This window comes from Halosimplex litoreum, assembly GCF_016065055.1.
In the GTDB taxonomy this organism is placed as follows: Archaea; Halobacteriota; Halobacteria; order Halobacteriales; family Haloarculaceae; genus Halosimplex; species Halosimplex litoreum.
Genome location: NZ_CP065856.1, coordinates 1,370,340 through 1,391,793 on the forward strand (window position 1 = coordinate 1,370,340; position 21,454 = coordinate 1,391,793).

Below are 21,454 nucleotides of genomic sequence, written 5' to 3' on the forward strand. Positions count from 1 at the left end.
GGCACTATCCGCACGGGCCGTGCCGAGAGCGCGGATATCCCGCTCAGCGACCGCGAGCGGGCCGAGGGCTTTCATCGCTCACCGTCGAGTGCGGTCGCTGTCGTCTGCGTTTCTTTCACGGTACAATCTATCGCAACGCTCGCTCAACAAGCACGCGAGACCGAACGTCGGCCTCGACCCCACGTTTTTGAGACGAGCGGTCCCAACTGCGAGCATGTCGGACCTGACGGCGTTCGTCGACGGGATCGTTCACGAGCCGACCCAGACCGAGGGACGCGGTCTCGATCTGACGGCCGCCGAAGTCTACGAGATCGCAGAACCCGGCCGCGTCGACTTCGGCGGGGGCGAGTTGGAAGCAGCCGACCTCCAAGCCCACGACTGCCAGTATCGGAACGAGGAGGACGACTACCAGTGGTGGCACCTCGACGCCGGTCAGTACCTGATCGAGTACAACGAGTCGCTGGCGCTCCCCGAGGACTCGGTCGCGCGGGTCCAGACACGCGACGCAGTGATCGCCCGCGGCGCGTTCCATCCGACGCTGGAACTGTCGGAACTCGGTCGCGTGCCGCTGTCGGTCGGCGGCGCGGGGCTGCGCCTGAAGGAGAACGCCCGCGTCTCGACGGTCGTCGGCGTCGAACAGGCGTGACGCCGTCGAGGCGGTGACGCTACGCGGGGACGGCCCTGCGGGACAGCCGGTAGGCGACGGCGACGACGACGAGTGGAACGACGGCGAGCAGCAGCGACCCCTGGATCACGACCGCGTACCAGCACAGGGCGACGTAGGCGAGCGCGCCGACGACGAGCCACGGACGGGGGACCAGTCGCGTGAACGGTTCGGCCATAGCGGAGCGACGCCCGGCGCCGATAAAATCCTTTCCAACCAACACGTCCGGGCGGGTCACTCCCGTTCCAGCTGTTCGGCGATCCGCTGGATACCGTCGGCGATCGCCTCGACGGCGCCCATGATCCGCCACAGCAGATACGCGCCGACCAGGAGAATGCCCGGCAGCAGTCCGAGGAGGATCGCACCCTGGATGAGCAGGGCGTAGGCGATGACGAGGAGGTACGCGGCGCCGAACGCCGCGACCAGTTCCCGCGAGAGCGACGGGGGAGACCAACCGGACATGGACGGGTGTTCGGAACAACCTGTCAATACAGCTTCGTTCGAGAGCCCCCGCCCCGAACCACCGCGTTTCATCTCGGACGCTCCCGCAGGCGGAACCGAACGCCGATGGCCACCGTCAGATCCGCCCGACGGGACGAACTGGACGAACTGCTCGAACTGTACCGGCAGCTCAACCCGGACGACTCCGAACTCGCCCCCGAGGCGGTGGCGGACCTGTGGGACGAGATGCTCGCGGACGACGACCTCGATATCGTGGTCGTCGAGCACGGCGGGCGCCTGGTCGCCACTTGCCTGCTGTCGGTGACGAAGAATCTGACCAGAGGTGCGCGACCGTTCGCGCTGATCGAGAACGTGGTGACGCGCGAGACCCATCGGGGCGAGGGATTCGGCAGCCGGTGCGTCGAGGCGGCGGTCGAGCGGGCCGACGAGCGGGGCTGCTACAAGGTGATGTTGCTGACCGGCACCGACGAAGCGTGGAAACACGAGTTCTACGAGTCCTGCGGGTTCGACCGCGAGGCCAAGACTGGGTTCACGATGGACCTGCGATAGCGCCGGAGGGACAGCGACGGCCGTGCGAACGGATGGCTCGGCGGGGACAGCGACGGACGGGGCGTTCCGACGGGCTTTTGAACGCGCGTCGAGTTCGACCGGGTATGGCAGATTTCACGGTCGCCGTCTCCGACCCGGAGGACGGCCACACCTACCAGGTCGAGATCGACGGACAGGACGCCAACCGCTTTATCGGCCGCGAGATCGGTGAGGAAGTCGACGGCGGGAGCGTCGGCCTCTCGGGCTACACCGTCGAGATCACCGGCGGCTCCGACGAGACCGGTCGCCCGATGCGCGGCGACGTCCGCGGCACCGAACTCAAGCAGATCATGCTCGAAGGCGGCACGGGCTACGAGCCCGGCCGCGACGGCGAGCGAAAGCGCGTCACCGTCCGCGGCCGCGAGGTCGGCGACGCCACCCGTCAGATCAACGCCCGGATCGCCGAGCGCGGCGGCGAGGACCCCGCCGACCTCCTCGGCGACGACGAGTAAGCTCGCGACCGGCCTCCGGTCGGAGGCGCTGCTGTGTTTTGTTTCGCTCCGGCGTGTGCTGTGTGTTGACTCACGTCGAGGAGTGACGGCGGTCCGCGTATCGTCTCCGTCGGCGACCGAGTCAGAGCACGAAGTCGACGGCGGCGAACGCACCGTAACTCACGCCGAGCGCCAGCACCAGCGATCCGACCCAGGCGGCGACGGTCTTGAGCATCTTCTCGCGGCTGACGGCGCTGTTGCCGGCGGCGTAGCCGCTGCCGACGATGGCCGAGACGATGATCTCGTTGAACGAGACGGGGATCCCGAAGAAGACGGCGGTCTGGGCGATGGCGAACGAGGGGATGAGCGCGGCGATCGACCGCCGTGGGCCGAGCGAGGAGTAGTCCTGCGAGAGGGCCTTGATCATCCGCGGCGCGCCGGTCCACGAGCCGATGAGGAGACCGAGCCCGCCCCCGAGCAGGACGGCGACGATGGGGAGCCCGAAGGGGTCGAGCAGCGGGACCAGCGGGCCGATCGCGAGGCCGACCTGGCTGCCGCCGGCGGAGAAGGCGACGAGCCCGCCGAGCACGAGCAGGAAGTGCCGTTGCCCGCGCTCGCCGTTCGAGCGGATGTCGACCCAGAGCGCGAGCGCCGCGACGGCGGCAAAGGCCAGCGAGACGCCGGCGCGGACGGCGAGTAGCGGCGCGTCGACCCCAGTGGCGACTGCGGTGACGACCGAGTCCTGCTCGCCGGCGGGGCCGAGGAAGACGAACTGGACGTTGGCGAGGATGACGCCGACGACGCCCGCGAGCACGGGGACGGCGAGTCGTTCGGCGACGCCCTCGCTGCGGAGCAGGCGGGCGGTGGCGTAGGCGACGCCGCCGCCGACGAACGGGACGGCGACCCACAGCGCGGCGATCTGGCGGTACTTGGCCCAGGCGGGGTCGCCCCCGAGTGCGAGGCCGACGCCGACGACGGCGCCGGTGACGGTGAAGGCGGTGGCGATCGGGTAGCCGGCGAAGACGCCGACGGCGACCAGTATCGCGGCGGTCGTCAGCCCGACCACGGCGGCGGTCGGCGAGAGCGTCACCCCCTGGATCAGCTCCTGACCGACCGCCTCGGTGACGTTGGCACCCTGGAAGACCGCGCCGGCCAGGCCGAGGATGCCGACGACGAAGCCGGCGCGCATCACCGAGATCGCGTTGGCGCCGACGGCGGGGGCGAAGGGCGTCGACCCCGACGACCCGGCCCCGATCGCCCACGCCATGAAGAGACTCGCCGCGGCCGCAACTACGAGGATCGCCAACGATGCCATCTGGCCACGGCTACCGGACGTTCGCTTAATAGCCTGCCGACTGCGGCGGAGTAGAGCGGGGCAGAAACGAATGCACGCGACCTATCAGGTCGTCTCCGAGTCGGCCTGGTCACCCAGGTCGGGCGCCTCGACGCCTTCCGCGGCCTCGACGGCGTCGGTCTCTTTCTCGGTGTCGACGTGCCACCGGTCGACCGTCGACTCGTAGTCGGCGAGCTTGTTCGACACCTTGATCTTCAGGTCGTCGTCGTTGACGTTGATCTCGAAGACGTACTCCGGGCGGTCGTCGCCGTTGACCCGCTGGAGGTTCGCGCTGACGAGTCCGTTGTCGAAGTAGTAGGGCGCGATCTGGGTCATCACGTTGCGGTAGACGGCGTCTTCGACCTTCCGGACGGCCTTGCGGCCGGCGGAGTCGGCGGCGCGAGCGACGTAGTCCAGCGACTCGCCCCACTTGTCGACGGCCTCGTCGGTCTCCTCGTCTTCGAGCCGTTCGTAGGACTCGGTGAGCTTCTCGCCGGCCTTCTGCAGGTCCTCGTCGGGGTCCTTGCCGGCCTTCTCACCCTCGCCTTCCTCGACGCTGGCCTGGTCGGCGGTCTTCTCGTTGACGTCCTCGTCGAGTCGCTCGTGGCTCTTGGGTCGCCACTCGTCGAACTCGTCGAGGGCGGCCAGGGACACGTCCTCTTCGCCGTCCTCGCGCAGGTCCTTCAGCGCGCGGACGATCCGTTCGCCGTGTTCGACGGCGTCGACCCACCCGCCGCGCTGTTTGAACCCGGAGACGCTCTCCTCCATTATCGCCCGTAGGTAAGCCGCGTCGCGACTTCGTCTAGCTTCCCCTTGACGCGACCCAGCAGGATCTGCGGCACCGCGACCCGACGCATCTCGTCTTCGGGGACCTCGATGCGCGCGTCGCCGTACGGGTCGCGGTCGCCGTCGTCGCTCTCCGTAGTGTCGACGACGCTGCTCATGGCGCAGCGACCGCACGTTTCTGTCTCTTTCGGAGCCATCGATTCGTCTCCGCCTTGTCGCTCGGAGTGGTTAAGCTTTCGCCAGTCATCCTTTCGCCGGTCGGTGGTTTCCTCGGCACGGGCCGCGCCTGCGAGAACCCCCGTCTGCTCACGGCTTCGCCGTTCGCACGGTCCGGGGGAGCGTCGCTCCCTCGCTGCTCACGCGGAAGGCCGAGCGCGGGCGCTCACGCGTCGGCCAACCCGGGCTTGGGATTCGAGACGCGGATCGTCGTGCCGACGCGCGATGTCTCCGAGGGGACGAACACGTCCGTGTCGACCGTCCGCGTCGTGCCCGGCCAGGCGGTCCCGACCTTGCAGGTGCGGCTGGAGATGGACGCGCCGCCCGCGTCGTAGAACTGGACGAGCACGTCGACATCGACCGCCTCACCTTCGTTGCTGACGGTGAGTTCCACGCGGCCGAGTCGATCCCTGATCTCGCTCACGTCGACCTCGTTGCCCTCGCCGTCGTAGAAGACGATGCGGTCCAGAGTGACGTGTTCGGTGTCGCTGTCGATATACCGGAACAGCCCGTCGCTGATCGCCTCGTAGAGGTCGTCCCCTTCGGTTCCCTCCTCGAAGAGCGCGCCGATCGGGTTGAGGTCGGCGCGCAGGTCGCTCGCGATCGTTCTCCGGTTGCCCGTGTTGGTCTTCAGCCGGAGGTAGTCCCTGATGAACGGGTCGAACTGCTCCGGGAGGTCGCCGTCGTACATCTCGGCGTAGGTCCGAAGCTCGTCGTCGAAGTTGATCATCGGCGGGAGGGGGGCCGCCTTCCTGTCCGTTGGCACCCACGGCCGTGCGGACCTATCCGCCCGCCCGGTCGTCGCCACGGCCGCGTCACCCGCCGCTTGCTCGAAGTACCCGAGCGAATCGAGCAGCGCCGCGAAGATGGCGCTGAGAACGGTGACGAACAGGACACCGGCGGTCAGCAGGTGAGAGATCGGCTCCGGAAGCGTGAACTGGAACAGCGCGATGAACACACAGGTCACGCTCCCGACGACGAGCAGGAACGACCCGACGTTGGCGTCCTCGCCGGTGACGAACGTGATGCTCTCGAGGAATTTCGAGTCGGCTGCCGCCGCCGCGCTCTCGTCGGCAGGGTCACTCGAACTCATGGCTCAGCCGACCGCCCTGTTTTCGGCGTTCTCTCTGCTCTTCTCGACCGCCCGCTGGAGCACCTGGACGAGGTGTGACACCCACAGCCCCGCAGTGAAGCCGAACAGGGTGCCGACCGTGGTGATCCGAACGGGGTCCTGGAGCGGTGAGAGCGCGGCGACGATACACAGCGCACCGAACACGACCATCAGGCCGTACTGAACGCGCGTCTCTAGAGCCGCCCGCCGTATCTCGGGTAACATGTGTCTGAATAGAGGAGTCGTATCCGGTTAAGTCTACGGCGGGGAAACGAAGACCATCACGCGAGGATTCCCCGCCTCGACCGCGAGCGGTTCGGTTACAGGGCCGGTGGGTGCGTTCGAGTCTGACCGGCAATACCGGGACGTACCGGAACGGGACCATCGAGTGTCTGCTCGACGGCTGGCCTCCGTCCGGCCTCGCGCTGCTCGGCGATCCCCGGACGCCCGGAACGCCGAAACCGGCCGGTAGCCGAGCGTTCGGCTCGGACGCTCCGGTCACGGGGACGAGTGTTCGTCCGACTGACGACCCGTTACCCGGTTACAGTTCGACCGAGAACGAGAGTTCGACGGATTCGTGCTCTGTATCCGGCACGATTCTCTGGGAGATGCGCTGATCGGTAGGGATGCCGGTAGTCGACGAGCGAAGTGACCAGGTCGAAGATGGGGCCCGGGCCGGACGTTTATGTCGCCCGCCCACGTTCGGGTGAGACATGAGAGACCATCACGTGGAGGTGGCGGGGACGCTCTCCGTCGGGACGCCCGGGGAGACCTACGAGGTGGGGGCCGACCAGGGGGCGGTCGCGCTGGTGGTCGGCGCGCCGGCCGTCGACGACGACCACCCCTGTGAGCCATGAGTGACCGGGAGACCGCCGAGGACGCCGACGAGGTGGCCGCCGCGGATCTCGACGAGAAGACGGCGACGGGGGAGGCGCCCGAGGACGTGCCGGTCTGGGACGACGAGTACGTCGAGCGGGTGAGCGGGCGGCTCATGCACAACTTCGACCTGGAGAAGGGGCGAACGGTCGCGGGGGAGTCGTTCACGCTGTACGGCCGGATGGATATCGAGAGCCGCAAGCAGCTGTTTCACGCGGCGCTGAACTACGCGAACCACGGGTCGACCGAACACCTGTTCGTCGCCCGCCGAGATAGTGTGGGGGTCGCGGATCTGGAAGCCGACGTCGAGTGGGCCCACGACCTGGCCGACGAATGGATCGACGCCGACGAGGAGCACTTCAGCACGGACTTCACGGTGGCACTGGTAGTGCCGGCGATTCCGGCGGCGGTCCGGGAGTTCGTCGAGGGGTTCAAAGACCGGACGCTGATCAGGTACGGCTACTACGGCCACTACGAGGTGAACCTCGTCGTGGTTGCGCCGGAGCGCGAGGAGGTCGTGACGAGTCGAGCGACCGACCTCGACCGGGCGTTCGACCTGTGGGCCGAGAGCGAAGCGGAGTCGTCGGGACTCCTGAGTAGGCTGTTTTAGTCGTCGCCGGCTTCGACGCCGCCGCCTTCGGCCGAGCCGACGATGGCCTCGCGGTCGAGACCGCCGCGGGCCTCCCTGATGTTGTCGTAGCTGAACCAGACGAGGCCGAAGATGAGTCCGACGAGCACCAGCGCGATGACGCTCTGGAAGACGAGCGAGGCGGCGCCGATGGTGCCGCTGTAGTCGCCGGTCATGAGGGCCATGGGGTTGCGGTAGACGCCGATGGTCACCAGCGCGACGACGGTCACCGCGAGCATGAAAACGAGCGGCGCGCCGGTGCTGACGAGCTGTTTGTTGTCGTCCCAGTTGGCGAGCCAGACGGTCGCGACCAGCAGCGCGAGCGCCGCGAGCGCCTGGTTCGCGCCGCCAAAGAGGGGCCAGATGTTCGACCACTGGCCGGAGGCGACGAGGAAGTAGCCCGCCAGCGAGAGGACGCCGGCGTTGACGTAGCGGTTCGTGACCGTGCGTTCGAGGTCGGTCTCGGGCGTGCCGACGATCTCTTCTAACATGTACCGACCGAGTCGCATCGCGGTGTCGGTGCTGGTCAGCAGGAAGCTGACGAAGACGAGGCCGATGAACGTCGCCGCGGCGGTGACGCCGAGGCCGAAGACGGTGAGCAGGGCGCCGCCGCCCGCGGGGAAGGTCACGAGCGCGGAACTGAGCGAGTCGCCCGCGCCGACGACCAGCGAGACGGCGAGGATCGCGGTGACGGCGAGCAGCCCCTCGCCGAGCATGCCGCCGTAGCCGATGAGGCGGGCGTCGGACTCCTGGTTGAGCTGTTTGGCGGTCGTGCCCGAGGAGACCAGCGAGTGGAAGCCGCTGATGGTCCCGCAGGCGATGGTGACGAACAGGAACGGGAACAGCGCCCCCAGGTCCTGGTGGATGAAGCCGGTCCAGCCGGGGATCTGCGTGGTGAGCGACGTGACCCGGACGCCCTCGATGCCCGCGGAGGCGACGTTGATCGTGATGTCGGTGAAGCCGACCACGGTGCCGACGACGGCGCCGAGGATCATGCCGCCGACGCCGACGTACAGCAGGCTGGAGGTGAGGAAGTCGCGGGGCTGGAGCAACACCCAGACGGGCAGGACGCTCGCTGCGAAGGCGTAGAGGACGGTCACGAGCACCCAGCCGGCCATGTTGGGGTTGGCCGCGCTCGCCAGCGGGAGGAACTCGCCGCCGGAGCCGAGCAGGACGATGGTGTCGGCCGGCAGGCCCTCGCGGGCGAACATGGCGACGGGGTACTGGAGGCCGACCCAGACGCCGCCGAACACCATCGCCACGAAGGCGGCGGCCCCCGGCAAGAAGGGACCGTTCAGCTGGTAGAGGTACACCCCGAAGAGGATCGCCAGGGCGATGTAGACGAACGACGCCGTCGCCGTCCACGGGAAGGCGTCGAACACCAGCCCGATCAGATAGGCGAACGCGGCGATGACGAGGATGATCGTCAGGTACGCGAACCACAGCAGCATGTCCTTGCCCCGCTTGCCGACGTACTGGCCGATGATGTACCCGATCGACTTGCCCTCGTGGCGGACGCTCGACGACAGCGACATGAAGTCGTGGACCGCGCCGAACAGCGGGTTGCCGATCGCGACCCAGACGATCGCTGGGATCCACCCGAACGCCGCGGCGGCCGTGATCGGCCCCGCGATCGGTGCGCCGCCCGCGATACTGGAGTAGTGATGCCCGAGTAAGACCGGCTTTTTCGACGGGACGTACTCCTGGCCGTCGTCGTACTTATGCGCCGGTGTCTCGCGGTCGTCGTCGAGCTCGACGAACCGAGCCAGGTACCTGGAATACCCCAGATACCCCACCGAGAACGTTGCCAGTGCCGCGATCGCGAGCCACATCACCTGTACCATGTGTTGTCACCACACACCACACATCTCGAAAGAACACTATAAAACCGGAAGATCATGATATAGATTATTCGATAGTTAACGGCAGGGAAACGGCGGTAAGTGCGGTCGAGCGCCGGCCGCTGGATCGGTCGTCGACGCTCTGGCGGGGCGGTCAGTGTGCCGCGGGCGCGGCGTCGGCGTCGATGGCGAGGTCGTCGGCCACCGCGGCGAGCAGGTCGCCTCTCACCTCGCGGACGCGTGACTCGATCTCGGCGACGACCGGTTCGTCGAACGCCCGGCGGATCTCGTCGATCCGTTCGCGCTCGGTCGCGACGCGCTCGCGCAGCCACGTCGCGCCTCGCCCTTGCTCGTCGTCGTCGGGCGCGGGCGTCACCCGGTTGACGACGAACCCTTCGACGCCCAGATCCTGCTCGGCCATCTCCGCGACCGCCCGCTCGGTCTCGCGGATCGATAGCTCGTCGGGGTTGACCACGAGGAAGAAGGCCGCGTCCTCGCGCAGCGTCCGGCCGGCGAACTCGAAGCGCTCCTTACGGCCCTGCAGGTGGGCGATCAGCGGGTCCTCGTCGAGCTTCTGTCGGGCCTCGCGGTCACCGACGGCCGCCTTCTCGAACAGGTCGACCGACTTCGTCCGCTTGGCGACGAGGCGCTCGATCCAGCCTTCGAGGAACTCCGGGAGCGCGAGCAGCCGTAGGGTCCCCCCGGTCGGCGAGGTGTCGAAGACGACGCGGTCGTAGTCGTCGGCCTCGCGCATGACCTGGACGAATCGGTCGAACAGCGCGGCCTCGTAGGCGCCGGGCGTCCGGTGGGCGAGTTCGATCTGGCGGTCGATCTCGTTGACGATAGCGGCGCTGACCTGCTCGTTCATCCGTCGCCGGATCTCCCCCATGTGTCGCTCGACTTCCTCGTCGGGGTCGATCTCCATGGCCCACAGGCGCTCGTGGCCCTCGACCGCACGCGGGTCGTCGTCGAAGGTCTGGTCGAACACGTCGGCGGTGCTGTGGGCCGGGTCCGTCGAGACGACGAGCGTGTCCAGCCCCGCCTCGGCGCATTTCAGCGCGTACGCACAGGAGACGGTCGTCTTGCCGACACCGCCCTTCCCGCCGAAGAAGACGAACTGCTCCACGGTCAGGTCTCCCGCCGTCCGGGCCCGCTCGGGCCGGACCCCCTTCCGGTCCCGCTCGGTTCGATCCGTCCGCGGTCGGTGGACCCCGCCATCAGTGGACGTGGTACTGCTGGCCTTTGCGTTCGAGCCACGACCCCCGATCCCACATGCGGCGCTCCCAGGCCTCGAACTCCTCGGCGAGGTACGGCAGGAGTTCGGCCGTGTAGTACGACGCCGGGCTCGGAATGCCGAAGGCGTCGGCGAAACAGGCGAACAGGAACGTGTCCTCGACGTCCTCGGCCTCCTTCTCGATCTTCTCGAAGGAGGGATGCTCGACCATCCCGTGATAGAACCCGTGGAGCCACTCCGCGACCCACTCGCGGAACGACGCGATGCGGTCGACGAGCGACCGGCCGTCGTCCATCATGAACGTTCGTAGTAGACCGACGTATTTAAAGATGGCAGCGGACCGACGGGACGGCCGCTCCCTACCCGAGGTCGTCGGCGAGTCGGTCGAACGCGCGGTCGAGTTCCCCGCGGCGCTTCCAGGCGGCGACGCGGTCGGTGACGCGGTCGGTGACGGCGGCCAGCGGAAGCCCCAGGCCGACGCCCGACCGGGCGGTGACGCGCGTCCCCTCGTCGTCGGCCGCCCAGTCGATCTCGGTCCACAGCTCGTCGAACGGGCCGGCGTCGCCGACTTGCTCGTAGCGCAGGCCGCCCTCCCGGGGCTCGAACCGGAGAGCGACGCCGACGCCGCGAGCGCCCGCGGTCACGAACGTCGCCTCGTCGCGCTCCTCGACCTCTAAGACCTCGAAGCTGCCCTCGTACTCGACGACGACGCCGGGTTCGAGCGCGCGGCGCACCGCCGCGGGCGTCGCACCGACGAACCGCTCGACCGTGACTTCCCGCATCGACCCGTGTCTCGCGGCCGCGGGGCTTAAACGCTGGCCCGCCCCCGTGACTCGGCCGGATCGTCGTCCCGTCCGTCGGCCCGGTCGTCGACTCGGCGGGGAAATCCTTACCAGCGACGGGTCCGTTCGCTCGGAGACATGTGTGGGGCGCAGGTGCGCGACGGCGCGTCGAGCGACGAGCGAACGGCGACCGGGAGCGAGCCATGACCGGCGAGCCGTCCGGCCGACTCCACCGAGGGGAGTCCACCGACGACGGATCGTCGTCGGGGCTCACCCGCAGGGCGGCCCTCGCGGCGGTCGGCGCCGGAGCGGCGACGAGCCTGGCTGGCTGTCTCGGTGGCGGCCGCGAGGAAATCGTCCTCACCGGCATGGAGCTGTACAACTGGACCGGGGCCTCGATCACCGTCGAGGTCACCCTCTCGGCGGGCGGGTCGGAGCTGTTGGCGACGACCGAGACCGTCGGGAACAGTTCGAGCACGCGGGTCGTTCGCGACTGGCCGGGCGAGGCCGCGGCCTACCGGTTGCAGGTCGAGGCGGTCGACACGGATCTGGCGGTGGACGCGGACCTGCCGGACGGCACTTGGGCCCGCGGGCGCTGTGCCTGGGCCGAAGTCGACTTCGGCAGTCCCAACCGCCAGCGCGACCCCAGCGGCGCGACGGAAGCGTACTCCGCCGACGCCCGACTCCGCGACAACGACGAGGGCCCATTCGGCGAGCAGTGTCCCGCCGAGTGACCGCGGCGTCTCGCGGTCGACTTCCGTCGCGTCCGCGGTGTGGCGGCCTTGAAGTGCGTCGCTCCCGTAGCCTCGACGATGGCCGAGGAGATCCCGCGAGACAAGCCGATATTGCTGTTCGACGGCGTCTGCAACCTCTGTAACGGGTCGATCCAGTTCGTCATCGACCACGACCCCGAGGGCGTCTTCCGGTTCGCGCCGCTGCAGTCCGAGGCGGCCGAGCGGCTGCTGGACGACGTGGGTTTTCACGACTACGACTTCGACACGTTCGTCCTCGTCGACGGCGACGACTACTACACGAAATCCGAGGCCGCGTTGCGGGTGGCGAGCGAGCTGGAGTTTCCGTGGTCGCTCGCCAAGGTCGGGCGGGTCGTGCCGCGGCCGTTGCGTGATGCAGTGTACGATACGGTCGCGACGCATCGGTACGCCGTGTTCGGTCGGAAGGCCCAGTGCATGATCCCCTCCCCCGAGATCCGCGAGCGGTTTATCGAGATGAGCGCGGGGCCCGAGGCTGACGACTGAGTTCACAGTCCGCCTCGTCACGCCCGGTTCGCCACCACTCGAACAGCTCTCTGACGAAGTATACCGCGAACAGGACCACCAGCGTCGCGACGAACCACTGGTCCGGACCGACCGTGGGCGTGACGAAATCGCTCATGGTTCGATGGGACGAGCCAGCGTTGTAGGTCTTCTATCCGACTCGTGATCGAAGCGAGTGAGAGCAGACGACGAGCGATGAACGCCCTCGACCCGCTCGCTAGCTGGAGCCGTGACCGCAGCAGACGACGAGCGATGAACGCCCTCGACCCGCTCGCTAGCTGGAGCCGTGACCGCAGCAGACGACGAGCGATGAAAGCCCTCGACCCGCTCGCGGTCGCTGAGTCGGATATCCGCGCTCTCCGCACCACCCGCGCGGATAGTGCCGACTCAGACGACTGAACTGGACGCGAGCGCGTCTCGCCCTTTCAGTCCGCCAGGCACAGCATCGCAACGGCAACCGCGACAGCGCCGCAAACGGCCACGATCCTCCCCAGCCGATTCGCTCGCCTCCGGCTCGCTCATCCCTCGCACGACTGTTTCGGGCGGCTCTCACGAGGTTCGAGCACGCCCGACAGCGCGCGCCAAGACGGAAAGTGAGGGCCTACTCGCCGCCCCTCAAATTCCACAGGTCGACGCGGTCGGGCACCCCGGCGAGCGCGCTCGCGGGCCAGTCGTCGTGAGCGAGCGTGAATTCGGTGTCGGAGTGAGCGTCGACGAGGCGGGCGACGCCCGCGGCGGCGGCCTCGTAGGCGGGGGCGTCGAGGCGTTCGGGCACCTCGGCGGTGAGCGGGTAGCCGTCGGCGAGTTCGCGCGGGAACGGGCCGAACGGTGGGAGGACGTTCCAGCACTCGTCGAAGTCCTCGTGGGCGTCGCCTTCGGTCAGGAGGACAGAGTCGCCGCGCGGGTCGAGCCGGTCGAGGCGCTGGCGGTGGCGCACCACTTCGGGCCGGCGGGCGCTCTCGCCGGAGAGGTGGAAAAAAGTGTCCTTGGAGACGGGATCCGTCTCCTCGAGCTGGGCGGCGTGGTCGAGCAGCGCGCGGTAGCCGTCGAGCATCGCCGGGTGACCCCGGGCGCGAGCCTCGACGAGTTCCAGCAGATCGCCACGGCGGATGGCCTGCTTGATGGTGCGGAGTTCGCCGTAGGAGACGTGGAGGTTGTGCTCGGCGAGCAACCGCTCGCGCTCGTCGGCGCCGAGCGAGCGGACTTCCGCGGGTGTGTGGCTCGTACAGACCGGACACGAGCAGGGGAAGTAGTCCAGATCTTCGAGGTGTTCGGTGGTCCGGACCGTCATGTAGCGGTCGTCGCGGGCGTAGATGGCGTAGGCGGCGGAGTCGAAGAGGTCGCAGCCCAGCGCGACAGCGAGGGCGAACATCATGGGGTGGCCGGCGCCGAACAGGTGGACCGGCGCGCTCTCGGGGAGACCCCGTTTGGCGGCGGCGACCACGTCCGCCAACTCGGCGTAGCGGTACTCGTTCATCATCGGGACGACCGCCCCGACCGGGAACACGTCCAGTCCCGACTCGGCGGCGTGGGCGCCGGCTTCCTCCCGGAGGTCGGTGTAGGTCGACCCCTGCACCGGTGCGTTGACGAGCATGTCGCCGGTCTCCACCTCGGCGGCGGTGGCCAGGCGGTCCTGCGTGGTCCCCAGCTCGTCCTCGGCCTGTTCGCGCGAGGCGTCCGGCGGCGTCGGGATGTCGACGGGCGTCCCGATGTCGGAGCCGATGCGGCGCTGGAAGTCGAGAATCTCCTCGGTGGTCACGTCGATTTCGCCGTACTCGGCCAGCTGGAAGGATCCCGAGTCGGTGACGATGGCCCCCGAGAAGTCGAGCAGGTCGTGTAGCCCTTGCTCCTCGACGGGCTCGCGCAGGTCCTCGCTACCGTAGAGGACGTAGGAGTTGGTGATGAGGATCTCGGCGCCGAACTCCGATTCGAGCTGGGCGGGCGTGACGGTCTGGAGGTGGGGGTTGATGACGGGAAGGAGCGCGGGCGTCTCGACCGTGACGCCGGCGCGCGGGACCTCCAGTTCGCCCAGCCGCCCGGCGGCGTCGTAGCGGTCGACCTCGAAGACGTCGGTCATTGCCCGCGCTTTCCCGCGGGCGGGCCTAAGGGTTGTGTTCGGCGGCTATCCGAGATCGGCGGGGTCGATCCGGTCGACGATGCCGTCGAAGTCGTCGTCGAAGCTCAGAACCGAGTCGATACCGCGCTTTTCCAGCAGGGCGATCGTCGTCGCATCGGTGAAGCTGAGGCCCTGATCGTCGAACCGTTCGAACGTGTCGACTGCGTCTCGGAACACAGAGCGGTCGACGTGTTCGAGTGTGACGAGATCCGGGTACTCGGTAGCACCTCGCATCCGCCGCCCGACTCGTTTTGCCTGCTCGAACGAGCCCGTGCGACTGAGCGTCAGGGTCACCGCTTCGTCGTAGAGATAATCGCTTACGTACGGTCGACCTTCTTCGCCGTCGATGAGTGCATCGAACGCACGGACCGCGACATCGTGTCGAGTCGCGTCGATGTCGGCGTGGGCGTAAAATACACCGCTGTCGATGACGACGCTCATCCGTAGAGGATGTCGTCGATATCGTCTTCGTCCGTTTCGACCCCGGAGGCGAACATTCCGCTGTGGAACGCTTCGCGCTCCGCTTCCGAGAGCGGAACCGTCGAATCGCGGAACGAATCGACGATCTCGGACTTGGACTCGTGTGCGTTTTTCAGCAGCCTGGTCAGGATCTCCTGTTGGGTAACCTTGTTTCCGGTCCGTAGTTTGATCTCCGCCTGTAGCTCCTCCAGTAGCGACTTCCCCTCCTCGTCCATTTTAACTGCCGTCGCCATACTCCACGGTATCGTCCGAAACTAAGTTAATGTTTCTACCGGACCATCCATCGCCGTTTCCGTCGCGGCGGATGCCCCTCCGGAACACTGGCAGAAGAACTGGTGTCTCGTCAGCGCTCGTTGTCGACAAGCACGATTTCGACGGTGGCCGTCGACACCAGCGTGAGGACCTGACGACCGTGGTCGAACGAATGAACACGACGACACCACGCGCCGATCGACGCCGGCGGGAGTCGCCGAGGCGCTTCCCGGGACCACGGGCGTGCGCGGTCACAGCCTCGCGAGGAACTCCTCGCGATCGTCCCACTGCTCGACTCGCTCTCGGACGGAGGGATCCTTGTCGAACCACTCTCGTAGGGCGGACGCAGTCGCGCGTCGGACTTTGTACTCGCTGTCACCGGAGAGGCGATACGCCAGTTCGAGGACGTGGTCGCTCCCACCGTACGCGCCCCCGACGGCCTTGGCGGCGTTCCACCTGGTTCGTACGTCGTCAGAGCGACTCCAGCGGTCGAGGAACTCGCTGCCGACTGCTCGGTCCTTGGAGGCGACGACGCTCACCGCGAATCCCCCGCAGCTCTTCTGGACGTAGTCGTCCGAGTCGGACACCAGGTGATCGAGGAGTTCGAGGGCCGGCCGGACCTGCTCTGGTGGGACGGTCATCAACCCGACCTCGCACGCCCGTCGGACGTAGTTGTCGTCGTGTGTCACCCACTCGTGCCAGGCCCCTTTCGTCCGTTCGAACGCGTGCTCGTTCACGTACTTCAGTGCCATCGCGACGGCTTCGCGGACCCGCCAGTCCTCGTGTCGCGAGATGTCTCGGAGGTAGTCCAGCCGCTCCGGGATCGCGTCCTCGACGACTGCTTTACGCGCCCACGCCTCGGCCTTGAACGCGAGGTGGTCTCGGTCGCGCTCCGGAAGCGATTCGATGTCGTCCCACGTGTGGTCACGATAGTATTCGTCGGCACGGTCACGGATCTCGGGAAGACCGATGTCGTCGAAGTCCATCGCTCGGTCGTCGTCTTCGACCACCGGCGAAGTAAACGTTCACAGACTACGCCTCGCCGAACAGCGCGAAGTACAGCACGCCCAACATCGACCGGCCGTCGCGTAGGTCGTCCTCGCGGGCGGCGTCGACGAGGGCGTCGAAGGTGGTCGTCTCGACGCGGATGTCCTCGTTGTAGTCCAGGTCCTGCTCGCCGCGTTGCTCGCAGTCGCGGGCGACGAAGTAGTGGAAGACGGCGTCGGAGAAGCCGTTGGCGGGCTCGACGGTCGTGAGGTGTTCGACCGCGCCGGGCAGGTACCCGGTCTCCTCCTCCAGTTCGCGGGCGACGCAGTTCTCGAGGTCGGCGTCGTCGTCTTCGATGCCGCCGGCGGGGAGGGCTCGATTGACTCGCCCCACCGGCTGGCGCCACTCCTCGATGACGACCACGTCACCCTCGGGGGTGAAGGGGAGGACGACGACGCTCTCGCCCTCGGTGAGGTAGTCGAACTCGGCCTCCTCGCCGTTCGGGAAGCGCACGGAGTCGGTGAGGATGTCGAACCCCTCGCAGGTGTAGGACGTGCGGCTGTCCAGGGTCTCCCAGGCCAGGTCGTCGGGCATAGTGGCAGGGACGGCGCGAGCGGATTAGCGGTGTCGGTTGCCGACGGCGGCGGGACGAACGGGGAGCGTCCGGGTGCCGCTCCGGCGGTGGCGCCTCGAAACGCCGAAGGACGGGGCGGTCGAGGTGGGTCCATGGACGTTCGCGACGAGTTCGTTCCCCCCGAGGAGTTCGCCACCGTGTTGAACCGCGTGCCGCAAGTCTGCGTCGAGGTCGTGCTGGCGGGCGAACGCGCGGACGCGGGCCGCGTCCTGCTCGCCCACCGGACGAACGAACCCGCGAAGGGGGAGTGGTTCTGGCCGGGCGGGCGCCTCTACAAGGGCGAACAGCTGGAAGTCGCCGCACGCCGCGTCGCCCGCGAGGAACTGGGCGTCGAGGTGACCGTCGAGGGTCGTGTCGGCGTCTACGGCCACTTCTGGGACACCTCGCGGATCGACGGCGTCGACGCCCGTCACACCGTCAACGTCGTCTTCCGCGTCGCGCGCGTCGACCCCGACGCGGCGATCGAACTCGACGACCAGCACGACGACTACCGGTTCGTGGCCGGCGACGAGGAGGGGCTCCACGAGTACGTCCGGGAGTATCTGGTCGACATGGGGCTGCGCGAGCGGGCCAGCGAGTGAGGGCGGATCGGGAGCGGCGCTGATACCCGCGTCGTCACGCGCTCGCGTCGACGATCCGGTAGAGCCCGCCCGACTCCTCGGGGTCGGCTTCCTCGTCGTCGGCTTGCCTCGCGTCGAGATACGACTCGGCGGCCCGGTCGGTGAAGTAGACGGCGTCGTCGGTGACCAGCGGCGCGCACGTGACGACGCCGACGCCGTCGACGCTCCAGACCGCCTCGCCGGAGTCCTTCTCGACGGCGTAACAGGTGTCGTCGTAGGCGCCGACGAGGGCGTGCTCGCTCGTGACCGTCGGACAGCCGATGATCGACCCGCCGGTGTCGAACGACCAGCGCTCGCTCCCGTCCTCGAACCCCAGCGCGTAGAGGTTCGAGTCGTGACTGCCGACGTAGACGGTGTCGGTCTCGACCTCGATCGAGGGACCGGACATCACCAGATCGTCGGTCTCGAACGACCACTCTTCGGTCCCGTCGTCGAGCGCGACCCGGTAGATCGTCCGGTCCCACGACCCGAAGACGGCGCTCCCGTCGGCGGTGGCGATCGGCCCCTTGATCTCCTCGCCGGTGTCGAACGTCCACAGGTACTCCAGGTCGGGGTAGCTCCAGGCGTAGCAATAGCCGTCGTTCGAGCCGACGACGAGCCGGCCCGCCTCGCGGTCGATCGCGGCCGTCGAGTGGGGGTGGTTCGTGACTCGCTGGTCCTCCCAGGTCACGTCGCCGGTGACGGCGTCGACGGCAAACATCGCGCCGCTGGGCTCGTGGTACTCGACGGCGATGTAGACGGTGCCGTCGTAGTAGCCCGGGCTCGATCCGATGGCGTCGCCGAGCTTCGACCGCCAGTAGCGCTCGCCGGTTTCGAGGTCGAAGGCGTACAGCGCGCCGTCGTAGGCGCCGATGTAGACGACGCCGTTGGCGACCGCGGGCGTCCCGTGGATGCCTCGCGAGGTCGGATCGACCGACGACCGCCAGACCACTTCGCCGGTCGGCGTCACCCGCCGGATCTCGCCGTTGTCGCCGGGGACGACGATATCGCCGCCGGGCACTTCGACGGGGCTGGCTTTCGCCGCCGTGTGGTCACCCGTGTTGACCTCCCGGAGCGTCCAGTCGACTTCGGGGTCGGTCGGAACCGTCGCGTCGGGGTAGACGCCGCGTCGCTGGAGGCCGCCGCGGAACTGCGCCGTCGCGGCCTCGCTGAGCGGCTCGCCGTCGGTCTCGATCCTGCCGCCGACCTCCGTCCCCCCGGGCGCCGCTGCGCAGCCGGCGAGGCCGGTCGCGATCCCGGCGCCGACCGCCCCGAGAAACGCCCGTCGTGAGTGGGGCTCGTCCATGTAGCCGGTAGTCGTCGCCGCGTCGTTTCACTGTTACGGGCCGGCGACGCGTCTCCGCTCCGATCTATCGCGGGGGGGCTCCGGCCAGTCGGCCCGCACAGCTAAGGGCTCGGCGGCCGCGCTCCACGGTATGGCCACCGACGAGGCGCCCTCGGGGGACATCCGCGTGTTGCTCGTCCTCGACGTGCTCCTCTCGCTGCTGTTCAGCGTCGGCGCCGTCTACGCTCTGGATCTCGCCGGAGTCGGCGAGTACACCTGGCGGAACGTCGCGCTGGCGACGCTCTTTCTCGCCGTCGTGACCTACGTCGCGGTCCTCAGAGAGTGAGCGGCGGCGGACCCGCCGGACGTCGACGACCGCCCCCGCTCCGCGGAGCCGGCAAGCCGCTCGGTCGCCGGATCGGTTACCCGTCTTGATCCCCTAGCGCGCGTGCTATGACAGCCGCACTGTTCGTCGTCAGCGAGGAAGGCTACTGGGGAGAGGAGTGTATCGAGCCGCTCACCACGCTGGAGTCGGCGGGCGTCGACGTGACCGTCGCCACGCCCTCGGGCGACCCGCCGGAGGTCGACGAGCGGTCGATCGACCCCGACGAAGTCGGGGAGGAGACCGCCGAACGAGTCAGGGAGATCCACGAGAGCCACGACGAACTGAACGACCCCGACCCGGTCGCCCGCGTGTCCGCCGACGGCTACGACGCCGTCGTCTTCCCCGGCGGCCACGGGACCGAGTGGGACGTCAATCAGGACCGCCACGCCCGCGCGCTCCTGCGGGAGGCCGTCGGGGGGGAGGACGGGACGGCGCTGGTCGTCTGTCACGCCGTCGGTATCCTCGCGTTTACCCGCACCGACGACGGGAAGTTCCTCGTCGACGGCCGCGACGTGACCGGGTTCCCCAACGAGTGGGAGGACGGGATCGTCGACGACGCCGACCGCATGCCCGACGGCCGGAAGCTGCCCTACTGGGTCGAAGAGGAAGTGAAAGCCGCCGGCGGGAACTGGGACGCCGAACTCGACGCCGACGAGAGCGTCACCGTCGACGGCGACCTGGTGACTGGGCGCGGTCCCGGCTCGTCGGCCGCGGCCGCGCGGACGCTGCTGGACGAACTCGGCGTCGCCGCTCAGGCCGGGGACTGAGCGGACGGCGGGAGCCAGGACGGGACCGGCGGCGTCTCGCGCGGTGGATATTTCACGGGGCCGGCCGCACTGCGGGTATGGCGATCGAAGACCGCGGCGACGCGAGCCTGATCACCCACGCGCTCGCGTCGGACGTGTTGACCCGGCTGCGCGACGTGGAGACAGAACAGGTGGAGTTCCGGAAGGGGCTCGTGAAACTCGGTCGGATCTGCGGCTACGAGATCATCGACGGCGCGATGGAGACCGAGTACGTCGCCGTCGAGACCCCCCTCACCGAGACGATGGGCCAGCGCGTCAAGGGCCTCGACGACGTGGTCATCGTCAACGTCCTGCGCGCAGCGACGCCGTTCGTCGAGGGGCTGCTGAAGGCGTTTCCCCGGGCCCGCCAGGGAGTCATCTCCGCCAGCCGGGACGAGGCGGCGGGCATGGACGAGGCGGGCCAGTTCCCCATCTCCGTCGACTACGTGAAACTCCCCGATATCGAGCCCGAGGACACCGTGATCGTCGCCGACCCGATGCTGGCGACGGGATCGACGATGTGCGCGGTGCTGGAGCGGGTGCTAGAGGGCCAGCCCGAACCCGAGAACCTGTTCGTCATCTCGGCGGTGAGCGCGCCGGAGGGGCTGCTGGCGGTCGGCGACGCCGTCCCCGAGGCGGAGCTGCTGACCGTCGCCATCGACGACGAACTCGACGACGACGGCTACATCGTCCCCGGACTCGGCGACGCGGGCGACCGGGCGTTCCGGACGACGGAGTGAGAGCGAGCGGCGACGTTACGGAGTCGGTCGTGGGGCCGTCAGTCCATCGCGACGTAGGTCTGAGTGTCCTCGATGCCCGCTACGTTCTGGATGTGGGTGGCGGCGACGGCCTTGACCTCGGCGGTCTCGTCGACGGTGACGGTGGCGATGAAGTCCACGTCGCCGGCGACGATGTAGGCGTCGTCGACGCCCTCGACGTCGAGAATCTCGGATTTGAGCCGCTCGGCGTCGCCCGAATGGGCCTTGACCATGACGTAGGCGCGGACCATCTCAGGCACCCCCCGTGGCCGCGACGGCCTCGCCGACGACGATCTGGCGCACGTCGTCCAGTTTCTCGAAGTCCGCGAGGATGGCGAGCGTGTCGCCCGCTTCGAGCGATACGTCCTCGTCGGGGATCGAGAGCGGGTCGCCCTGCTTGCCGAAGGCGAGCAGTTCCGTGTCGGCCGGCAGCTCCAGTTCGTCCAGCGTGTAGCCGCGCATCGGCGACTCCGGCGTGACGGTGAGCTCGACGAGCTGGAGGTTCTGTGCGATGTCGGCGACGGCGCGGATGTTGCCGCCGAGGAGTGCGTTCTTGGCGACGATGGCGCCCAGCCGCTCGGGGTAGATGACCTCGTCGACGTCGGATGCGTACTTGCGGTAGATGTCCTCGCGGTACTCCTCGTCGATCCGGAGGACGGTGCGACAGCCGTGGTGTTTCCCGATCATGCAGGCGACGAAGTTCGTCGAGAGATCGCCCGTCAGCGCGCCCAGGGCGTCGGCCTCCGCCAGGTCGGCGGCGAGCAACACCTGCTCGTCGCTGGCGTCGCCCTCGATGACCTCGTATCCCTCCGCTTGCGCGCGGTCGACTTTCGCCGGGTCGCGCTCGATGAGGACCACCTCGTGTCCGCTGTCTTCGAGTGCGCGTGCCGTCCGCAGCCCGACGCGGCCGGCACCCACGATAACGAATCGCATGGTAACGCGTACGA

Annotated in this window: 30 protein-coding genes; 11 read left to right on the forward strand and 19 right to left on the reverse strand. The window is 68.4% G+C overall.

What is annotated here, in order from left to right; genetic code table 11:
* Nucleotides 1–214 precede the first annotated feature (214 nt).
* The gene (locus I7X12_RS06700; protein WP_198063071.1) at nt 215–646 is read left to right on the forward strand and encodes a dCTP deaminase/dUTPase family protein; all 432 of its coding nucleotides are present in this window, start codon (nt 215–217) and stop codon (nt 644–646) included.
* Between the two features lie 19 nt (nt 647–665).
* Here I7X12_RS06700 and I7X12_RS06705 read toward each other — a convergent pair whose 3' ends face one another.
* Together I7X12_RS06705 and I7X12_RS06710 are read right to left on the reverse strand one after the other, a co-directional pair.
* Complete coding sequence (locus tag I7X12_RS06705; protein WP_198063072.1) at nt 666–842, reverse strand: hypothetical protein; 177 nt, start codon at nt 840–842, stop codon at nt 666–668.
* Nucleotides 843–898: 56 nt separating this feature from the next.
* On the reverse strand, nt 899–1,126 hold the full coding sequence (locus tag I7X12_RS06710) for a hypothetical protein (RefSeq protein WP_198063073.1): 228 nt from the start codon (nt 1,124–1,126) through the stop codon (nt 899–901).
* Between the two features lie 105 nt (nt 1,127–1,231).
* Here I7X12_RS06710 and I7X12_RS06715 point away from each other — a divergent pair, with 105 nt between their 5' ends.
* The gene (locus I7X12_RS06715) at nt 1,232–1,675 is read left to right on the forward strand and encodes a GNAT family N-acetyltransferase (protein WP_198063074.1); all 444 of its coding nucleotides are present in this window, start codon (nt 1,232–1,234) and stop codon (nt 1,673–1,675) included.
* 104 nt (nt 1,676–1,779) lie between these two features.
* Nucleotides 1,780–2,166, forward strand: coding sequence for a 30S ribosomal protein S6e (locus I7X12_RS06720; RefSeq protein ID WP_198063075.1), 387 nt, complete (start codon nt 1,780–1,782; stop codon nt 2,164–2,166).
* Nucleotides 2,167–2,287: 121 nt separating this feature from the next.
* Here the strand turns inward: I7X12_RS06720 and I7X12_RS06725 are convergent, their stop codons facing one another.
* The 5 genes from I7X12_RS06725 to I7X12_RS06745 all read right to left on the reverse strand — a co-directional run bounded on the left by I7X12_RS06725 (nt 2,288) and on the right by I7X12_RS06745 (nt 5,816).
* Nucleotides 2,288–3,460: an inorganic phosphate transporter gene (locus tag I7X12_RS06725; RefSeq protein ID WP_198063076.1), complete on the reverse strand. Its 1,173-nt coding sequence runs from the start codon at nt 3,458–3,460 to the stop codon at nt 2,288–2,290.
* Between the two features lie 84 nt (nt 3,461–3,544).
* Nucleotides 3,545–4,246 carry a DUF5828 family protein gene (locus I7X12_RS06730; RefSeq protein ID WP_198063077.1) on the reverse strand — a complete coding sequence of 234 codons (702 nt, stop codon included), beginning with the start codon at nt 4,244–4,246 and terminating at the stop codon, nt 3,545–3,547.
* On the reverse strand, nt 4,246–4,422 hold the full coding sequence (locus I7X12_RS06735; RefSeq protein WP_232343086.1) for a hypothetical protein: 177 nt from the start codon (nt 4,420–4,422) through the stop codon (nt 4,246–4,248). Before I7X12_RS06735 ends, I7X12_RS06730 begins: the two co-directional genes overlap by 1 nt.
* A 224-nt stretch (nt 4,423–4,646) precedes the next feature.
* Entirely contained in the window at nt 4,647–5,573 is a 927-nt protein-coding gene (locus tag I7X12_RS20585; RefSeq protein ID WP_232343087.1) for a hypothetical protein, read from the reverse strand.
* 3 nt (nt 5,574–5,576) lie between these two features.
* Nucleotides 5,577–5,816, reverse strand: coding sequence for a hypothetical protein (locus I7X12_RS06745; protein WP_198063079.1), 240 nt, complete (start codon nt 5,814–5,816; stop codon nt 5,577–5,579).
* 488 nt (nt 5,817–6,304) lie between these two features.
* Between I7X12_RS06745 and I7X12_RS06750 the strand changes: the two genes are divergently transcribed.
* Together I7X12_RS06750 and I7X12_RS06755 are read left to right on the forward strand one after the other, a co-directional pair.
* Complete coding sequence (locus tag I7X12_RS06750) at nt 6,305–6,448, forward strand: hypothetical protein (RefSeq protein ID WP_198063080.1); 144 nt, start codon at nt 6,305–6,307, stop codon at nt 6,446–6,448.
* Nucleotides 6,445–7,077 (forward strand): hypothetical protein, encoded by a 633-nt coding sequence (locus I7X12_RS06755; RefSeq protein WP_198063081.1) that lies wholly within the window; start codon nt 6,445–6,447, stop codon nt 7,075–7,077. The genes I7X12_RS06750 and I7X12_RS06755 overlap by 4 nt, the downstream gene beginning before the upstream one ends.
* Here I7X12_RS06755 and I7X12_RS06760 read toward each other — a convergent pair.
* The 4 genes from I7X12_RS06760 to I7X12_RS06775 form a co-directional block, all read right to left on the reverse strand.
* On the reverse strand, nt 7,074–8,939 hold the full coding sequence (locus tag I7X12_RS06760; RefSeq protein WP_198063082.1) for a carbon starvation CstA family protein: 1,866 nt from the start codon (nt 8,937–8,939) through the stop codon (nt 7,074–7,076). The two genes, I7X12_RS06755 and I7X12_RS06760, sit on opposite strands and share 4 nt — an antisense overlap.
* Before the next feature lie 151 nt (nt 8,940–9,090).
* Nucleotides 9,091–10,062, reverse strand: a complete 972-nt coding sequence (locus I7X12_RS06765; RefSeq protein WP_198063083.1) for an ArsA family ATPase — start codon at nt 10,060–10,062, stop codon at nt 9,091–9,093.
* 91 nt (nt 10,063–10,153) lie between these two features.
* Nucleotides 10,154–10,468 carry a hypothetical protein gene (locus tag I7X12_RS06770; protein WP_198063084.1) on the reverse strand — a complete coding sequence of 105 codons (315 nt, stop codon included), beginning with the start codon at nt 10,466–10,468 and terminating at the stop codon, nt 10,154–10,156.
* A 61-nt stretch (nt 10,469–10,529) separates the two neighbouring features.
* Nucleotides 10,530–10,952 carry an SRPBCC family protein gene (locus I7X12_RS06775; protein ID WP_198063085.1) on the reverse strand — a complete coding sequence of 141 codons (423 nt, stop codon included), beginning with the start codon at nt 10,950–10,952 and terminating at the stop codon, nt 10,530–10,532.
* 203 nt (nt 10,953–11,155) lie between these two features.
* Here I7X12_RS06775 and I7X12_RS06780 point away from each other — a divergent pair, with 203 nt between their 5' ends.
* A complete protein-coding gene (locus I7X12_RS06780) occupies nt 11,156–11,686 on the forward strand; it encodes a hypothetical protein (RefSeq protein WP_198063086.1) in 531 nt (176 codons plus the stop codon).
* 78 nt (nt 11,687–11,764) lie between these two features.
* Nucleotides 11,765–12,208 (forward strand): thiol-disulfide oxidoreductase DCC family protein, encoded by a 444-nt coding sequence (locus I7X12_RS06785; protein WP_198063087.1) that lies wholly within the window; start codon nt 11,765–11,767, stop codon nt 12,206–12,208.
* A gap of 619 nt (nt 12,209–12,827) precedes the next feature.
* Here the strand turns inward: I7X12_RS06785 and tgtA are convergent.
* The 5 genes from tgtA to I7X12_RS06810 form a co-directional block, all read right to left on the reverse strand.
* Nucleotides 12,828–14,303, reverse strand: a complete 1,476-nt coding sequence (gene tgtA / locus I7X12_RS06790; RefSeq protein ID WP_198063088.1) for a tRNA guanosine(15) transglycosylase TgtA — start codon at nt 14,301–14,303, stop codon at nt 12,828–12,830.
* A gap of 45 nt (nt 14,304–14,348) precedes the next feature.
* Nucleotides 14,349–14,783, reverse strand: coding sequence for a type II toxin-antitoxin system VapC family toxin (locus I7X12_RS06795; RefSeq protein ID WP_198063089.1), 435 nt, complete (start codon nt 14,781–14,783; stop codon nt 14,349–14,351).
* Nucleotides 14,780–15,055: a hypothetical protein gene (locus I7X12_RS06800; RefSeq protein WP_232343089.1), complete on the reverse strand. Its 276-nt coding sequence runs from the start codon at nt 15,053–15,055 to the stop codon at nt 14,780–14,782. Before I7X12_RS06800 ends, I7X12_RS06795 begins: the two co-directional genes overlap by 4 nt.
* A gap of 270 nt (nt 15,056–15,325) precedes the next feature.
* Nucleotides 15,326–16,060 carry a DNA alkylation repair protein gene (locus tag I7X12_RS06805; protein ID WP_198063090.1) on the reverse strand — a complete coding sequence of 245 codons (735 nt, stop codon included), beginning with the start codon at nt 16,058–16,060 and terminating at the stop codon, nt 15,326–15,328.
* Between the two features lie 46 nt (nt 16,061–16,106).
* The gene (locus tag I7X12_RS06810) at nt 16,107–16,655 is read right to left on the reverse strand and encodes an NUDIX hydrolase (protein WP_198063091.1); all 549 of its coding nucleotides are present in this window, start codon (nt 16,653–16,655) and stop codon (nt 16,107–16,109) included.
* Nucleotides 16,656–16,787: 132 nt separating this feature from the next.
* Here I7X12_RS06810 and I7X12_RS06815 point away from each other — a divergent pair, with 132 nt between their 5' ends.
* Entirely contained in the window at nt 16,788–17,276 is a 489-nt protein-coding gene (locus I7X12_RS06815) for an NUDIX domain-containing protein (RefSeq protein ID WP_198063092.1), read from the forward strand.
* A 34-nt stretch (nt 17,277–17,310) separates the two neighbouring features.
* On the opposite strand, the gene I7X12_RS06820 is transcribed toward I7X12_RS06815, so the two are convergent.
* Nucleotides 17,311–18,600, reverse strand: a complete 1,290-nt coding sequence (locus tag I7X12_RS06820) for an outer membrane protein assembly factor BamB family protein (RefSeq protein ID WP_198063093.1) — start codon at nt 18,598–18,600, stop codon at nt 17,311–17,313.
* A gap of 130 nt (nt 18,601–18,730) precedes the next feature.
* Between I7X12_RS06820 and I7X12_RS06825 the strand changes: the two genes are divergently transcribed.
* From I7X12_RS06825 to upp, 3 genes are all read left to right on the forward strand, one after another.
* Nucleotides 18,731–18,925, forward strand: coding sequence for a hypothetical protein (locus I7X12_RS06825; RefSeq protein WP_198063094.1), 195 nt, complete (start codon nt 18,731–18,733; stop codon nt 18,923–18,925).
* Nucleotides 18,926–19,032: 107 nt separating this feature from the next.
* Nucleotides 19,033–19,731, forward strand: coding sequence for a type 1 glutamine amidotransferase domain-containing protein (locus I7X12_RS06830; RefSeq protein WP_198063095.1), 699 nt, complete (start codon nt 19,033–19,035; stop codon nt 19,729–19,731).
* 77 nt (nt 19,732–19,808) lie between these two features.
* Nucleotides 19,809–20,489, forward strand: a complete 681-nt coding sequence (gene upp, locus I7X12_RS06835) for a uracil phosphoribosyltransferase (RefSeq protein ID WP_198063096.1) — start codon at nt 19,809–19,811, stop codon at nt 20,487–20,489.
* 38 nt (nt 20,490–20,527) lie between these two features.
* Here the strand turns inward: upp and I7X12_RS06840 are convergent, their stop codons facing one another.
* Together I7X12_RS06840 and I7X12_RS06845 are read right to left on the reverse strand one after the other, a co-directional pair.
* On the reverse strand, nt 20,528–20,758 hold the full coding sequence (locus I7X12_RS06840) for an Lrp/AsnC family transcriptional regulator (RefSeq protein ID WP_198063097.1): 231 nt from the start codon (nt 20,756–20,758) through the stop codon (nt 20,528–20,530).
* 1 nt (nt 20,759) lies between these two features.
* On the reverse strand, nt 20,760–21,440 hold the full coding sequence (locus I7X12_RS06845) for a potassium channel family protein (protein WP_198063098.1): 681 nt from the start codon (nt 21,438–21,440) through the stop codon (nt 20,760–20,762).
* Nucleotides 21,441–21,454: the final 14 nt, after the last annotated feature.

Coding starts and splice junctions, on each gene's coding strand:
- I7X12_RS06700 (WP_198063071.1), top strand. CDS start 215: ATGTCGGACCTGACGGCGTTCGTCGACGGGATCGTTCACGAGCCGACC.
- I7X12_RS06705 (WP_198063072.1), bottom strand. CDS start 842: ATGGCCGAACCGTTCACGCGACTGGTCCCCCGTCCGTGGCTCGTCGTC.
- I7X12_RS06710 (WP_198063073.1), bottom strand. CDS start 1,126: ATGTCCGGTTGGTCTCCCCCGTCGCTCTCGCGGGAACTGGTCGCGGCG.
- I7X12_RS06715 (WP_198063074.1), top strand. CDS start 1,232: ATGGCCACCGTCAGATCCGCCCGACGGGACGAACTGGACGAACTGCTC.
- I7X12_RS06720 (WP_198063075.1), top strand. CDS start 1,780: ATGGCAGATTTCACGGTCGCCGTCTCCGACCCGGAGGACGGCCACACC.
- I7X12_RS06725 (WP_198063076.1), bottom strand. CDS start 3,460: ATGGCATCGTTGGCGATCCTCGTAGTTGCGGCCGCGGCGAGTCTCTTC.
- I7X12_RS06730 (WP_198063077.1), bottom strand. CDS start 4,246: ATGGAGGAGAGCGTCTCCGGGTTCAAACAGCGCGGCGGGTGGGTCGAC.
- I7X12_RS06735 (WP_232343086.1), bottom strand. CDS start 4,422: ATGAGCAGCGTCGTCGACACTACGGAGAGCGACGACGGCGACCGCGAC.
- I7X12_RS20585 (WP_232343087.1), bottom strand. CDS start 5,573: ATGAGTTCGAGTGACCCTGCCGACGAGAGCGCGGCGGCGGCAGCCGAC.
- I7X12_RS06745 (WP_198063079.1), bottom strand. CDS start 5,816: ATGTTACCCGAGATACGGCGGGCGGCTCTAGAGACGCGCGTTCAGTAC.
- I7X12_RS06750 (WP_198063080.1), top strand. CDS start 6,305: ATGAGAGACCATCACGTGGAGGTGGCGGGGACGCTCTCCGTCGGGACG.
- I7X12_RS06755 (WP_198063081.1), top strand. CDS start 6,445: ATGAGTGACCGGGAGACCGCCGAGGACGCCGACGAGGTGGCCGCCGCG.
- I7X12_RS06760 (WP_198063082.1), bottom strand. CDS start 8,939: ATGGTACAGGTGATGTGGCTCGCGATCGCGGCACTGGCAACGTTCTCG.
- I7X12_RS06770 (WP_198063084.1), bottom strand. CDS start 10,468: ATGATGGACGACGGCCGGTCGCTCGTCGACCGCATCGCGTCGTTCCGC.
- I7X12_RS06775 (WP_198063085.1), bottom strand. CDS start 10,952: ATGCGGGAAGTCACGGTCGAGCGGTTCGTCGGTGCGACGCCCGCGGCG.
- I7X12_RS06780 (WP_198063086.1), top strand. CDS start 11,156: ATGACCGGCGAGCCGTCCGGCCGACTCCACCGAGGGGAGTCCACCGAC.
- I7X12_RS06785 (WP_198063087.1), top strand. CDS start 11,765: ATGGCCGAGGAGATCCCGCGAGACAAGCCGATATTGCTGTTCGACGGC.
- tgtA (WP_198063088.1), bottom strand. CDS start 14,303: ATGACCGACGTCTTCGAGGTCGACCGCTACGACGCCGCCGGGCGGCTG.
- I7X12_RS06795 (WP_198063089.1), bottom strand. CDS start 14,783: ATGAGCGTCGTCATCGACAGCGGTGTATTTTACGCCCACGCCGACATC.
- I7X12_RS06800 (WP_232343089.1), bottom strand. CDS start 15,055: ATGGCGACGGCAGTTAAAATGGACGAGGAGGGGAAGTCGCTACTGGAG.
- I7X12_RS06805 (WP_198063090.1), bottom strand. CDS start 16,060: ATGGACTTCGACGACATCGGTCTTCCCGAGATCCGTGACCGTGCCGAC.
- I7X12_RS06810 (WP_198063091.1), bottom strand. CDS start 16,655: ATGCCCGACGACCTGGCCTGGGAGACCCTGGACAGCCGCACGTCCTAC.
- I7X12_RS06815 (WP_198063092.1), top strand. CDS start 16,788: ATGGACGTTCGCGACGAGTTCGTTCCCCCCGAGGAGTTCGCCACCGTG.
- I7X12_RS06820 (WP_198063093.1), bottom strand. CDS start 18,600: ATGGACGAGCCCCACTCACGACGGGCGTTTCTCGGGGCGGTCGGCGCC.
- I7X12_RS06825 (WP_198063094.1), top strand. CDS start 18,731: ATGGCCACCGACGAGGCGCCCTCGGGGGACATCCGCGTGTTGCTCGTC.
- I7X12_RS06830 (WP_198063095.1), top strand. CDS start 19,033: ATGACAGCCGCACTGTTCGTCGTCAGCGAGGAAGGCTACTGGGGAGAG.
- upp (WP_198063096.1), top strand. CDS start 19,809: ATGGCGATCGAAGACCGCGGCGACGCGAGCCTGATCACCCACGCGCTC.
- I7X12_RS06840 (WP_198063097.1), bottom strand. CDS start 20,758: ATGGTCCGCGCCTACGTCATGGTCAAGGCCCATTCGGGCGACGCCGAG.
- I7X12_RS06845 (WP_198063098.1), bottom strand. CDS start 21,440: ATGCGATTCGTTATCGTGGGTGCCGGCCGCGTCGGGCTGCGGACGGCA.